At 73.2% G+C, this 13,845-nt stretch carries 9 protein-coding genes; 3 read left to right on the top strand and 6 right to left on the bottom strand.

All coding sequences use genetic code 11. The features are described 5' to 3' along the window. The first annotated feature begins 63 nt into the window (after positions 1–63). The 3 genes from ACZ6ZN_RS11740 to ACZ6ZN_RS11730 all read left to right on the top strand — a co-directional run bounded on the left by ACZ6ZN_RS11740 (position 64) and on the right by ACZ6ZN_RS11730 (position 5,837). On the top strand, positions 64–3,789 hold the full coding sequence (locus ACZ6ZN_RS11740; protein ID WP_469645302.1) for an ABC transporter ATP-binding protein: 3,726 nt from the start codon (positions 64–66) through the stop codon (positions 3,787–3,789). 104 nt (positions 3,790–3,893) lie between these two features. Beyond that, positions 3,894–4,283: a hypothetical protein gene (locus ACZ6ZN_RS11735; protein WP_451877984.1), complete on the top strand. Its 390-nt coding sequence runs from the start codon at positions 3,894–3,896 to the stop codon at positions 4,281–4,283. Positions 4,284–4,400: 117 nt separating this feature from the next. Next, positions 4,401–5,837, top strand: a complete 1,437-nt coding sequence (locus ACZ6ZN_RS11730; RefSeq protein WP_469645298.1) for a S28 family serine protease — start codon at positions 4,401–4,403, stop codon at positions 5,835–5,837. A 19-nt stretch (positions 5,838–5,856) separates the two neighbouring features. Here the strand turns inward: ACZ6ZN_RS11730 and ACZ6ZN_RS11725 are convergent, their stop codons facing one another. The 6 genes from ACZ6ZN_RS11725 to ACZ6ZN_RS11700 form a co-directional block, all read right to left on the bottom strand. Beyond that, entirely contained in the window at positions 5,857–6,513 is a 657-nt protein-coding gene (locus ACZ6ZN_RS11725) for a hypothetical protein (protein WP_469645295.1), read from the bottom strand. Positions 6,514–6,627: 114 nt separating this feature from the next. After that, positions 6,628–8,463, bottom strand: coding sequence for a glycoside hydrolase family 3 protein (locus tag ACZ6ZN_RS11720; RefSeq protein ID WP_469645293.1), 1,836 nt, complete (start codon positions 8,461–8,463; stop codon positions 6,628–6,630). A 411-nt stretch (positions 8,464–8,874) separates the two neighbouring features. Further along, complete coding sequence (locus ACZ6ZN_RS11715; protein ID WP_469645291.1) at positions 8,875–10,170, bottom strand: LPXTG cell wall anchor domain-containing protein; 1,296 nt, start codon at positions 10,168–10,170, stop codon at positions 8,875–8,877. A 255-nt stretch (positions 10,171–10,425) separates the two neighbouring features. Continuing rightward, on the bottom strand, positions 10,426–11,223 hold the full coding sequence (locus ACZ6ZN_RS11710; protein WP_469645679.1) for a sugar phosphate isomerase/epimerase family protein: 798 nt from the start codon (positions 11,221–11,223) through the stop codon (positions 10,426–10,428). A gap of 32 nt (positions 11,224–11,255) precedes the next feature. Then, positions 11,256–12,425, bottom strand: a complete 1,170-nt coding sequence (locus ACZ6ZN_RS11705) for a dihydrodipicolinate synthase family protein (protein ID WP_469645288.1) — start codon at positions 12,423–12,425, stop codon at positions 11,256–11,258. Continuing rightward, positions 12,422–13,573, bottom strand: coding sequence for a Gfo/Idh/MocA family protein (locus ACZ6ZN_RS11700; protein ID WP_469645286.1), 1,152 nt, complete (start codon positions 13,571–13,573; stop codon positions 12,422–12,424). Before ACZ6ZN_RS11700 ends, ACZ6ZN_RS11705 begins: the two co-directional genes overlap by 4 nt. Between the last annotated feature and the right edge of the window lie 272 nt (positions 13,574–13,845).

The raw sequence follows: 13,845 nt of genomic DNA, 5'->3' as shown, positions 1-13,845 counted from the left end.
TGAAATCGGCCGCTCACGGCGTTGGAGCCTTCCGGCAGACCAGGACGACCGGAAGGCACGGGTGTGACACCGCAACGGGGATGGGCACGACGGCTGTGGGCCTACGCATGGCGCCACCCCAAGGACGTCGTCCTCGCCCTCGGCTCCTCGCTGGCCGGCATGGCCGTGATGGCGCTCGTGCCGCTGATCACCAAGGTGATCATCGACGACGTCGTCAGCGACCACACCCGGTCCATGACCACCTGGGCCGGGCTCCTCGTCGCCGCCGCCCTGGCCGTGTACGTCCTCGCCTACGTCCGCCGCTACTACGGCGGACGGCTCGCCCTCGACGTCCAGCACGACCTGCGGACGGAGATGTTCGGCACGATCACCCGGCTCGACGGCCGCCGCCAGGACGAACTGTCCACCGGCCAGGTCGTCGGCCGGGCCACCAGCGACCTCCAGCTCATCCAGGGCCTGCTGTTCATGCTCCCGATGACCATCGGGAACTTCGCGCTGTTCCTCATCTCCCTGGTGGTCATGGCGTGGCTGTCCGTGCCGCTGACCCTGGTCGCCCTGGCCGTCGCCCCCGCCCTGTGGTGGATCGCCCGGCGCAGCCGCACCCGGCTGCACCCCTCCACCTGGTACGCCCAGGCCCAGGCCGCCGCCGTCGCAGGCGTGGTCGACGGGGCCGTCAGCGGTGTCCGGGTCGTCAAGGGCTTCGGGCAGGAGGAGCAGGAGACCGGCAAGCTCCGCCAGGTCGGCCGCCGGCTCTTCGCGGGCCGGCTGCGCACCATCCGGCTCAACTCGGTCTACACCCCGGCCCTGCAGGCCGTCCCCGCCCTCGGCCAGGTCGCCATGCTGGCGCTCGGCGGCTGGCTGGCGGTGCGCGGGCACATCACGCTCGGCACGTTCGTCGCCTTCTCCAGCTACCTGGCCCAGCTCGTCGGGCCGGTCCGGATGCTCGCGGTGGTGCTCACCGTCGCGCAGCAGGCCCGCGCCGGCACCGAACGCGTCCTGGAGCTGATCGACACCGAGCCCGCCATCCGGGACGGGGAGAAGGACCTGCCGGCCGACGCCCCCGCGACGGTCGAGTTCGACGGCGTCTCCTTCGGCTACGACGCCGGCCGCCCGGTCCTCGACGGGCTGTCCTTCCGGATCCGCCCCGGCGAGACCCTCGCCGTCGTCGGCTCCTCCGGCTCCGGCAAGTCGACCGTCTCCCTGCTGCTGCCGCGCTTCTACGACGCCACCCGCGGTGCCGTCCTGGTCGGCGGCCACGACGTGCGCGAGCTGACCCTCCGGTCGCTGAGGTCCGCGATCGGGCTGGTCCCGGAGGACTCGTTCCTCTTCTCCGACACCGTCCGCGCCAACATCGCCTACGGCCGCCCGGACGCCACCCAGGAGGAGATCGAGAAGGCGGCCCGGGCCGCCCAGGCGGACCGGTTCATCGCCGACCTGCCCGACGGCTACGACACCACCGTCGGCGAGCACGGACTGACCCTGTCCGGCGGGCAGCGCCAGCGCATCGCCCTGGCCCGCGCCCTGCTCAGCGACCCGCGCCTGCTGGTCCTGGACGACGCCACCTCGGCCGTGGACGCCCGCGTCGAGCACGAGATCCACGAGGCGCTCAAGGGCGTCATGCGCGGCCGCACCACGCTGCTGATCGCCCACCGGCGCTCCACCCTGAACCTCGCCGACCGCATCGCCGTGCTCGACGGCGGCCGGCTCGCCGACATCGGCACCCACGACGAGCTCCAGCGCCGCTCGGCCCTCTACCGGCGGCTGCTCACCGATCCCGACGAGCTGGGCGGGGTCTCCCCGGGCCACACCCCGCCCGCCTGCCCCGAGGAGGACACTTCCGTCCGGGACGAGCTGGACGCCGAGTACGACGCCGAGCGCGGCGTCACCCCCCGGCTGTGGACCGGGGACCGCGAGCGCGAGGACACCGCCCTCGCCGACAGCCCCGCCACCCCGGAGCTGCTCGCCCAGGTCGAGGCGCTGCCCCCGGCCACCGACGTGCCCGACGTCGACGAGGCGCGGGCCGTGCGCCCCGAGGACTCCTACGGACTGCGCCGGCTGCTGCGCGGCTTCGGATGGCCGCTGCTGATCAGCCTCGCCCTGGTCGCCACCGACGCGGGCATGGGCCTGCTGCTGCCCGTGCTGATCCGGCACGGCATCGACTCCGGCGTCACCCAGGCCGCGCTCGGCGCCGTGTGGGCCGCAGCCCTGCTGGGGCTCGGCACGGTGGCCGTGCAGTGGGCGGCCCAGGTCGGCGAGACCCGCATGACCGGGCGCACCGGCGAGCGGGTCCTGTACGCGCTGCGGCTGAAGATCTTCGCCCAGCTCCAGCGCCTCGGGCTCGACTACTACGAGCGGGAGCTGACCGGGCGGATCATGACCCGGATGACCACCGACGTCGACGCGCTGTCGACGTTCCTCCAGACGGGCCTGGTCACGGCCTTCGTCTCGGTCGTCACCTTCTTCGGCATCATGGTCGCCCTGCTGGTCATCGACGTGCAGCTCGCCCTGGTCGTCTTCGCGACGCTGCCGCCGCTGATCATCGCCACGTTCTTCTTCCGCCGGGCGAGCGTGAAGGCGTACGAACTGGCCCGCGAGCGGGTGTCGGCGGTCAACGCCGACCTCCAGGAGTCGGTGTCGGGGCTGCGGATCGTGCAGGCGTTCCGGCGCGAGCGCGACGGCGGGCGGCGGTTCGCCGAGCGCAGCCACAGCTACCGGCAGGCCCGCGTCCGCGGCCAGTGGCTGATCTCCGTGTACTTCCCGTTCGTGCAGTTCCTGTCGTCCGTGGCGGCCGCGGCCGTGCTGATCGTGGGCGGCGCCCGGGTCGACGACGGGACGCTGGCGATCGGCTCGCTGGTGGCGTACCTGCTCTACATCGACCTGTTCTTCGCGCCGGTGCAGCAGCTCTCCCAGGTCTTCGACGGCTACCAGCAGGCGACCGTCTCCCTGGGCCGCATCCAGGAGCTGCTGCGCGAACCGGCCTCGACGCAGCCCGCCGCCGCACCCGTCCGGGTCACCTCCCTGCGCGGCGACATCGCCTTCGAGGACGTGCACTTCGCGTACGGGGCCGGCGACGAGGGCGAGGCGGCCCTCGCCTCGATCGACCTGCGCATCCCCGCCGGGCAGACCGTCGCGTTCGTCGGCGAGACCGGCGCCGGCAAGTCCACGCTGGTCAAGCTCGTCGCCCGCTTCTACGACCCGACCGCGGGCCGCGTCACCGTCGACGGGACCGACCTGCGGGAGCTGGACCTCACCTCCTACCGGCACCGTCTCGGGGTCGTCCCGCAGGAGGCGTACCTCTTCCAGGGCACCGTCCGCGACGCCATCGCCTACGGGCGCCCGGACGCCACCGACGCCGAGGTGGAGGCGGCGGCCCGGGCGGTCGGCGCGCACGAGATGATCGCCACCCTGGAGGGCGGCTACCTGCACGAGGTCGCCGAGCGCGGCCGCAACCTGTCCGCGGGCCAGCGCCAGCTGATCGCCCTGGCCCGGGCCGAGCTGGTCGACCCGGACGTCCTGCTGCTCGACGAGGCCACGGCCGCCCTCGACCTGGCCACCGAGGCCCAGGTCAACCAGGCCACCGACCGCCTGGCGGGCCGCCGCACGACGCTGGTGGTCGCCCACCGCCTGACCACCGCGGCCCGCGCCGACCGGGTCGTCGTGATGGACCGCGGCCGCGTCGCGGAGGACGGCACCCACGACGAACTGCTCGCCCGCGGCGGGCGCTACGCGCGCCTGTGGCGGACGTTCGTCGGCGCCGAGCCGGAGGAGCCGGTCGGCGTGAGCCGCTGACCGGGCGGGTGAGCCTGTTTCGTAACGCCCGTGCAACCGTCCGACATACGTCATGCGTCCGTACTGCCGTACGCCGATGGTCGCGGACGACGCGGAGGACGACAGTGGACAGTGGACCGATACGCCGGCGGCTCGCGCTCGGTCTGGCCCTGCTGACCGCGGCGGGGCTGCTCGCCGTCGCCGCGCCGGGCCAGGCGCAGGCCGCCTCCGCGTCCTGCCCCGGCCGCAAGGTCCGCACGCTGCCGTTCTCCACGGGCACCGTCCTCGTCTACAAGCGCGGCGGCTACGTCTGCGCCGTGACCACCACCAAGCGGCCCGGCGTGAAGCGCACGATGTCCGTGAGCGTGCAGGCCCGGGGCAACCGGCCGGTCGCCGACACGGGCCGGTACGCCCACCGCGCGGGACCGGTGACCGTGCACGCCGGACGCCGCTGCGTGTGGCTCAAGGGGCGGGTGGGGGCAGGCCGGTTCAGCTCCGGCTGGACCCTCTGCTGACACCCCGCCCCGCGGGGCCGTACGGGTCCGCGCACAGGGTTTTCCCCATGTCCCCTGGTGCTCCGGTGAGTTGGTCCGCTAGCTTCCGGCGCACATATGTCTCACAGGGGAGTGCGCATGCGCAAGGCGCTCAGATGGCTGCTGGCGCTCACGGTGCTGATAGGCACGTTGAGCACGGCGGGAGCGGCCACCGCCGCCGGAGCCACCGGCACCGACGGCACCACCGACATCAAGGAGAGGCTGCTGTCCATCCCGGGCATGAGCCTGGTCGAGGAGAAGCCCTACACCGGCTACCGCTTCTTCGTCCTGAACTACACCCAGCCGGTCGACCACCGGAAGCCGTCCAAGGGCACGTTCCAGCAGCGCATCACCGTGCTGCACAAGGACGTCGCGCGGCCGACGGTCTTCTTCACCAGCGGCTACAACGTCTCCACGACGCCCCGCCGCAGCGAGCCGACGCAGATCGTCGACGGCAACCAGGTCTCCCTGGAGTACCGCTACTTCACGCCCTCGCGTCCCGCCCCGGCCGACTGGTCGAAGCTGGACATCTGGCAGGCCGCCAGCGACCAGCACCGCGTCTTCACCGCGCTGAAGGGCGTCTACAGCAAGAAGTGGATCTCCACGGGCGGCTCCAAGGGCGGCATGACCGCCACCTACTACGAGCGCTTCTACCCGCGTGACATGGACGGCGTGGTCGCCTACGTCGCCCCCAACGACGTGGTGAACAAGGAGGACTCGGCCTACGACCGCTTCTTCGCCCGCGTCGGCACCAAGGAGTGCCGCGACCGGCTGAACGCCGTGCAGCGCGAGGCGCTGGTGCGCCGCGAGCCGCTGGAGAAGAAGTACGCGGCCTACGCCGAGGAGAACGGCCTCACCTTCACCACCATCGGCAGCCTGGACAAGGCCTACGAGGCGACCGTCCTGGACTACGTGTGGGGCTTCTGGCAGTACAGCCTGCTGTCCGACTGCGACCGGATCCCGGCCGACGCCAGGAACGCCACGGACGACGAGATCTGGAACAGCGTCGACACCATCTCCGGCTTCTCCGCCTACGCCGACCAGGGGCTGTCCACCTACACGCCGTACTACTACCAGGCCGGCACCCAGCTCGGCGCGCCCACGATCCACTTCCCGTACATCGAGAAGCGGTACATCCGCTACGGCTACCAGCCGCCGCGCAACTTCGTGCCGCGTGACATCCCGATGAAGTTCCAGCCGTCGGCGATGCGCGACGTGGACACCTGGGTCCGCCACCACGCCCGCCGCATGCTCTTCGTCTACGGGCAGAACGACCCGTGGGGCGCGGAGCCGTTCCGCGTGGGCAAGGGCGCGAAGGACTCCTACGTCTTCACCGCCCCCGGCATGAACCACGGCGCCAACGTCGCGGGCCTGGTGCCCGAGCAGAAGGCGCTGGCCACCGCCCGCATCCTCGACTGGGCGGGAGTCGCCTCCGGCACGGTCCAGGCCGACCCGCAGGCGGCGAAGCCGCTGGCGAAGTTCGACAGCAAGCTCGACAAGCGTGACGTGCGGCGCGAGATGACGCTGCGTCCGTGACCCACCCGCGCCCGGTCGCTCACAGCGGCCGGGCGCACCCCACGGGCCGCTCGCCGCCCAGCCGCACGTACAGGGCGGTCGTACCCGGGCAGTCCGCCCGCCGGACCACCGCCCGTGTGACCTCGTACTCGGGCTTCTCCCCGCCCTCGCCGTCGCAGGCCGTCTCCCGGACCTGCCCGCCGCCGGAGCCGTACACGCAGTCGCCCACGATCGTGCGCGGCCCGCCCCCGCCGCCGGGATCGCCCGGGTGCGGCGGCTGGAGGTTGCGCATGCAGGCGTAGCCCCGCGGCACCGCCCCGTCGCCGTCCTCGTCGGAGGAGGGCCGCTGCTCGCTGATGTGCAGCACGAAGTCGGTGGTGGGCGGACAGCGCGGCCCGTCCCGGACCGTGCCGGTGTGCCGGGCCGTGACCCGGGCCGCGGCCCGTTCCCCGGAGCACGGCACCTCGGTGAAGCTCGTCGTGCCGAACGAGCTGCATTCGCCGACCGCGAGGAACACCGCCCCGTACCCCGGCGGCCGGGCCGGCACCGGGGACACCGAGGCGGTCCGTCCGGGCGTCGGGCCGCTCGGGACGCCGTCCCCGCCCGGTCCTCCCGCGGGACGCCGGCATCCGCCCAGCAGCGCGCCGAGCAGCGCCAGCAGCCCGCAGACCACCCCCACGGAACGTCTCCCACGCATGGCCGTACCCCCCGGTTGTGCCCGCCCAGCGTGGCCCGCCGCGACGGGCGCACGCCAGGGACACAGGGGGCTTTGCGCACGATGGGGGTGGTGCGCCCGTTCCGTGGCGTACGTCTAGTACGTCAGGCCGTGCCCGATCGGGTACAGCACCTGCGCCGGGTCGTCCGCCCGCTGCACGGGCACCGGCAGCTTCCCGCGCGGCCTCACCCGTCCTGCGATGACCCGGGCGGCGGCCCGCACCTCGACGTCCGTCCAGGAGTAGGCGGCCAGGTACGCCGGCACCGACGGCAGTTGGGCCACGTCGTACGGGTTGCGGATCGCCACCGCCACGACCGGCGTGCCCGTGGCCACCAGCTGCTCGACCAGCGTCCGCTGGCTGCTGCCCGCGCCGACGTTGTACGTGGCCACCACCACCGCGTCCACGTCCCGTGCGGCCGCCACCGTTTTGGCGATCGTCGCCGCCGTGGGTGCCGTGCCGGTGGACGACGCGGTGGCGGTGAAGCCCAGGTCGGACAGGGCGCCCGCCAGCACGCCCGTGGGCGGTCCGGTCGTCCCCGACGGCGAGGCCGGATCGGCCCCGACCACGAGCACCCGGGGGTACCGGCGCCGCGACAGCGGCAGCAGCCGCCCCTCGTTGACGAGCAGGGTGGTGCTCCGCTCGGCGATCCGGTCCGCCGCCGCGCGGTGCGACCGCGTCCCCACGGTCCGCTCGACGTCACCGAGCCGGACGTACGGCTCGCGGAACAACCCGAGCTTGGCCTTCAGCCGCAGGATCCGCAGCACCGAGCGGTCGAGCCGCTCCTCGGTCAGCTCCCCCTCGCGCACGGCGGTCAGCACGGCGTTCCACGCGAGGTCCAGGTCGGGCGGGTTGAGGAGCTGGTCCACACCCGCCTTCAGGGCCAGCACCGGCACGCGCTCGTCCCCGTACTTGGTGCGCACCCCTTCCATGCCGAGGGAGTCGGTGACCACGACCCCGTCGTAGCCGAGGCGTTCGCGCAGGATGCCGGTGAGGATGGGGCGGGAGAGGGTGGCCGGGTCGCCGGAGTCGTCGAGGGCCGGGACCATCAGGTGCGCGGTCATGATCGAGTCGATGCCGGCGGCGATCGCCGCCCGGAACGGCGGGGCGTCCAGCTTCTCCCACAGCTCCCGGCTGTGCGTGATGGTGGGGAAGCCCGTGTGGCTGTCGACGTTGGTGTCGCCGTGCCCGGGGAAGTGCTTGGCGGTCGCGGCGACCCCGGACCTCTGGTACCCGGCGACCTCGGCCGCCACCAGCGCGGACACCGCCTGCGGGTCGGCGCCGAAGGACCGTACGCCGATGACCGGGTTGGCCGGGTTGACGTTCACGTCGGCCACGGGGGAGTAGTTCTGCCGGATCCCCAGGGCCCGCAGTTCGCGCCCGGCGACGCGCCCCAGGGTGCGGGCGTCGGAGCGCGATCCGGCCGCGCCGACGGCCATCGCCCCCGGGAACAGGGTCGCGGGTTCGCCGACCCGGGCCACGATCCCGTGCTCCTGGTCGGTGGAGACGAGCACGGGCAGGCCCCTGGGCAGCCCGAGGGAGGCCCGCTGGATGCCGTTGGACAGGTCGGCGATCTGGTGCGGGTCCCGGGTGTTGTGCGCCCAGGTGAAGTAGATGATGCCGCCGACCCGGTACCGGGCGATCAGCTCGGCGGCCGTGCGGACGCCGATCTCCTTGAGGTTGGCGTCGATGTCGGCCTGGTCGGGGGCGGTGGCGGAGTGGCCGTAGACCCGCATCACGAACAGCTGGCCGACCTTCTCCTCCAGCGTCATACGGGAGACCAGCGCGCGCAGGCCGCTGTCGTCCGGGGCGGCGGCCGCGTGCGCGGGCCCCGTCGCCGCGAGGGCCGCGGTGACGCCGGCCGTGGCGGCGAGGACCGTGCGTCTGGAGGGTTGTGCGGTGCTTCCCGTACTTGCCGTGCCGGTGTCGTGCACGTGCGCTCCTTCCGGAGGTGATCCGCTCGGATCCGCTGAAGGAAACTTCCAACCGGTCACCAATATCCGGGAAGTTTCTGCCAGTCAAGGGAGCGCGCAGCGGCCGGAAGGGGCCGCCACCGGCACGGTTGGAGGGGGGACGTGCCGGTGGCGGCGGTGCCGCCGGCCGCGGTACGGCGGAGAGGGTGGTCGGCGATCGCAGCCGGAGCGAGGCCGACACCGCACCGAGGCGACTCCCCGGCGGCCGCGGATCTGACGCCCCGTCCCCCTCCCGGGTTCCCCCCGGGCCCCCGATCCCGGAAAGTCGGAACGGACGAGGCACGGGCGACAGGGGAGGCGACGGCACCGCACAGATCGGGACGGGCCCGCCTCCCCATGGGGAGACGGGCCCGGTGAGTGTCGAGGTGGCGGTCAGGCGTCCGGAGCCGTCGTGCGGCGGCGCACGGCGAACACCGCGCCGGCGCCGAGCACGAGCGCCGCGCCGGCCCCGAGGGCGACCGTGGGCAGGGCGTCGCTCGAACCGGTCGCGGCGAGCGATCCGGTGGCACTGCCGCCGGTCGTGGTCACCGGGGTGGTGGAGGAGCCACCCTGCTGGGTGGTGCCGCCGGTCCCGCCCCGAGGGGCCTGGTCGCCGTCGCTCTTGCCGGTCCCGCCCCCGGTGCCGCTGGTTCCGGCCTTGGCGACGATGCGGAAGTCGTGCTGGTCCAGGTCCGGGTAACCGCCGCAGGAGCCGTCCTCGTCGGCGTACTGGGCCGACACGTAGACGGCGCCCTGCCCGGCCGGGACGTCCGCGTCGACCTTCAGCCGCAGCCTGACGTCGAGCGAGGCCTTCGGCTCGAGGGAGCCGACGGGCGTCGCGTCCAGCAGGCCCAGGTCGCGCCACCGGGGGTCGGCGGCCGTGGACCACTCCAGTTCGAGGTGACGGTCGAGCTTCTTGAGGCCCTTGGCGTCGAAGGCGTGGACGGCCGCGTACGGGTACACCTCGTCCATCTTCTTGCCCGTGCCGTTGGTGAGGCGCAGGCGGAACGTGTGCGTGGTCCCGCCGACGACCTTCTCCGGCAGCCCGGTGAGGCCGGCGGTGAGCCGGGGCTCGGGGACGCAGCCGGCGTCCGGCTGCTCCTCGTCCTTGGCGTCCGCCAGCGCCTTCTTCGCGTCGGCCAGCTTCTTCTCGGCCTCGTCCCGCGCCTTCTGGAGAATTCCGATCTTGCGGGCCTGCGCGACGCGGGCGTCGTCGTGGGCGGTGCGGGCCTCGGCTGCCTTGGTGTCGGCGGCCGTCTTGGCCTCCGCGGCCTCCCGGGCGGCCTTCTCGGCCTCGTCCAGCGCCGTCTGCGCCGTGGCCTTGTCCTCGTCGGTGGTGGCGGCGTCCAGCTCGGCCTTGGCGTCCGCGACCGCCTGGTCCGCCTCGGTCTTGGCCTTGGCGGCGGCCTCGGCGGCCTTCTTGGTCTCGATGACCGCGGCCTTCGTCGGGTACGTCTCCTCCTCCAGGCCCTCCTCGAGGAACGTGATGGCCCCGCGCACCGCTATGACAGCGGTGTCGTACTCCTTCTGGGCCAGTTCGACGGCCTGCCTGAGCTCTTCGAGCGTCGGCTTCGACTCCTGCGTCCGCGCGGCCGGCTTCTCGGCGGCGAGGGCGGGCGCGGCCGAGAGCAGGACGACCGGAGCGGTCACGGCAGCGGCGACTGCGGTCGCGAGAACACGGCGAATCATCAAAAGGGGACCCCTGGTCGCAGTGGTGGGAGAAGTGCGCTGGGCGTCGCGCCCGCGGAGTGCTCACGCGGTGCACCGCCCGGGTGATCGTATGACCTGCCCGATCAAGGCCACAGGCGGTTTTCCGCCCCTCTGCGCGAGAAACGCCCCCCACGACCGAACAAAGGCCGCCTACGCGACAGTTGCCTGCGGAATCCCCCCTTTCTCTGTGATCCATGTCATCACCGCGACCCTTCGGGCAGCCGCGAGACGGAGTCAGTGGGTGTGCTCGGTGAACCTCGCCGCCGTCTCCGCCAGGACCTCGAAGCCGTCCCGGGCCCACAACCCGTCGTTGAACAGCTCCACTTCGACCGGCCCCGTGTACCCCGCCGCCTCCACGTGGGCCTGCCACTCGCGCATGTCGATCGCGCCGTCGCCGATCTGCCCGCGACCGTTGAGGACGCCCTCGGGCAGCGGGGTCGTCCAGTCGGCGAGCTGGAAGGTGTGGATACGGCCGCCCGCCCCGGCCCGGGCGATCTGCCCGGGAGCGGTGTCGTCCCACCAGACGTGGTACGTGTCGACGGTGACGCCGACCTGCCGCGCCGGGAAGCGTTCGGCGAGGTCCAGGGCCTGCGCCAGCGTCGACACCACGCAGCGGTCGGCGGCGAACATGGGGTGCAGCGGCTCGATCGCCAGCCGGACCCCGTGCCGCTCGGCGTACGGGCCCAGCTCCCCCAGGGCCTGCGCGATGCGCTCCCGCGCCCCGCGCAGGTCCTTGGACCCGGCGGGAAGACCGCCCGAGACCAGCACCAGCGTGTCCGTGCCCAGGGCCGCCGCCTCGTCGACCGCCCGGCGGTTGTCGGCCAGCGCCCGGGCCCGCTCCCGGGCGTCGATCGCCGTGAGGAACCCGCCCCGGCACAGCGTCGTCACCGACAGACCCGCGTCCCGCACCAGTTTCGCCGTGGCCTCCAGCCCGTGGGCGCGGACCGGCTCCCGCCACAGGCCGACGTGTCCGATGCCCAACCGGGCGCACCCGTCGACGAGTTCCGGCAGCGACAGCTGCTTCACCGTCATCTGGTTGACGGAGAAGCGCTCCAGCGACGCGCTCACTGTTCCACCCCGTACACGCCCAGCAGTGTCCTCATGCGCTCCTCCGCGAGCTTCGGATCGGGGAACAGGCCCAGTCCGTCGGCGAGTTCGTAGGCCCGTGCCAGGTGCGGCAGCGACCGGGCCGACTGCAGACCGCCGACCATCGTGAAGTGCGCCTGGTGGCCCGCCAGCCACGCCAGGAACACCACGCCCGTCTTGTAGAAGCGCGTGGGGGCCTGGAACAGGTGCCGGGAGAGCACGACCGTGGGGTCGAGGAGGTCCCGGAAGCCCCGGGTGTCCCCGGTGTCCAGGAGCCGGACGGCCTCGGCCGCCAGGGGGCCGAGCGGGTCGAAGACGCCCAGCAGGGCGTGGCTGAAGCCCTGTTCGTCCCCGGCGATCAGCTCCGGGTAGTGGAAGTCGTCGCCCGTGTAGCAGCGCACGCCCCGCGGCAGGCGCCGGCGGATGTCGACCTCGCGTCGCGCGTCCAGCAGGGAGACCTTGACGCCGTCGACCTTGTCGGGGTGGGCGGCGATGACGTCCAGGAAGGTGCGCGTGGCCGCGTCCAGGTCCGTCGCGCCCCAGTAACCCTCCAGCGCGGGGTCGAACATGGGGCCGAGCCAGTGCAGGATCACCGGCTCCGACGCCTGGCGCAGCAGGTGCCCGTAGACCTCCAGGTAGTCCTCCGGGCCCCGGGCGGCCGCGGCCAGGGCCCGGGAGGCCATCAGGACCGCCTGTGCGCCGGACTCCTCCACGAGGGCGAGCTGCTCCTCGTACGCGGCCCGGATCCCGGCGAGGCCGTGCGGGCGGCCGGACGCGGTGGCCGGCAGCTGGTCGGTGCCCACACCGCAGGCGATCAGGCCGCCGGCCGCCTTCGCCTCGGCCGCCGACCGGCGGATCAGCTCCGCCGCCGCCGGCCAGTCCAGGCCCATCCCGCGCTGCGCGGTGTCCATCGCCTCGGCCACGCCCAGCCCGTGCGACCACAGGTGGCGGCGGAAGGCGAGCGTGGCGTCCCAGTCGACGGCGGCGGGCGCGTCCGGCGAGACGTCGGCGTAGGGGTCGGCGACGACGTGCGCGGCCGAGAAGACCGTACGGGAGGTGAAGGGCGCGCCGGGAGCCCTGGCCGGCGGCTCGGAGCGGGGCTCGTAGGCGCGCAACGTCCCGCCGGGGCCCGGGAGTCGGATCGTCACAGCGAGATCTCCGGCACGTCGAGACGGCGGCCCTCGGCCGAGGAGCGCAGGCCCAGCTCGGCGAGCTGGACACCGCGGGCGCCGGCCAGCAGGTCCCAGTGGTAGGGGGCGTCGGCGTACACGTGCTTGAGGAACAGCTCCCACTGGGCCTTGAAGCCGTTGTCGAACTCACCGTTGTCCGGGACCTCCTGCCACTGGTCGCGGAAGACCTCCGTGGCGGGGACGTCCGGGTTCCACACCGGCTTGGGGGTGGCGCTGCGGTGCTGGGCGCGGCAGGTGCGCAACCCGGCCACCGCCGAGCCCTCGGTGCCGTCGACCTGGAACTCCACCAGCTCGTCGCGGTGGACGCGCACGGCCCAGGAGGAGTTGATCTGCGCGATCGCACCGCCCTCCAGTTCGAAGATGCCGTAGGCGGCGTCGTCGGCGGTGGCGTCGTAGGGCTTGCCGTTCTCGTCCCAGCGCTGCGGGACGTGCGTGGCGGTGAGGGCCTGCACCGACCGCACCCGGCCGAACAGCTCGTGCAGCACGTACTCCCAGTGCGGGAACATGTCGACGACGATGCCGCCGCCGTCCTGCGCCCGGTAGTTCCACGACGGCCGCTGCGCCGCCTGCCAGTCGCCCTCGAAGACCCAGTAGCCGAACTCGCCGCGCACGGACAGGATCCGGCCGAAGAAGCCGCCGTCGATCAGGCGCTTCAGCTTCAGCAGGCCCGGCAGGAAGAGCTTGTCCTGCACCACGCCGTGCCTGACGCCGGCTCCGGTGGCGAGCCGGGCGAGGTCCAGGGCGCCGGCGAGCCCCGTCGCGGTCGGCTTCTCCGTGTAGACGTGCTTGCCGGCGGCGATGGCCTTGGTCAGCGCCTCCTCGCGGGCGGAGGTGACCTGGGCGTCGAAGTAGACCTCCACCGAGGGGTCGGCCAGGACCGCGTCCAGGTCCGTCGACCAGTGCTCCAGGCCGTGCCGCTCGGCCAGGGCCCGCAGCGCGTGCTCGCGGCGGCCGACCAGGACCGGTTCGGGCCACAGCACGGTGCCGTCGCCGAGGTCGAGTCCGCCCTGCTCGCGCAGGGCGAGGAGGGAGCGCACCAGGTGCTGGCGGTAGCCCATGCGCCCGGTCACGCCGTTCATGGCGATTCGCACCGTCTTGCGTGTCACGTCGATCCCTTCGTACGCGGACGCCGCGCCGCGTGCGCCCCACCCGTCACCGGCGCCCCCGGGGAGACGTCCGGAACTGGTGAGCGTTGCAGCAAGCGCTTTCTATGCAGACAGAAACTAGCCCCTGGCCGCGGTCCGGACAAGACCGTGACCATCACGAGTTGTTCGAGGGGGCGAACGAGTCGGGGCCGGGGGCTTAAGGTCTGCTCGGAACCACGGCCACGGGTGTGGGCGTGGACGAGGGCGGACACGACACGCGCGACCGGAGGACG

Source organism: Streptomyces sp. NPDC053665, assembly GCF_055585285.1.
The sequence above is the reverse complement of the archived record's forward strand: the minus strand, read 5'-3'. Positions and strand labels throughout refer to the sequence as shown.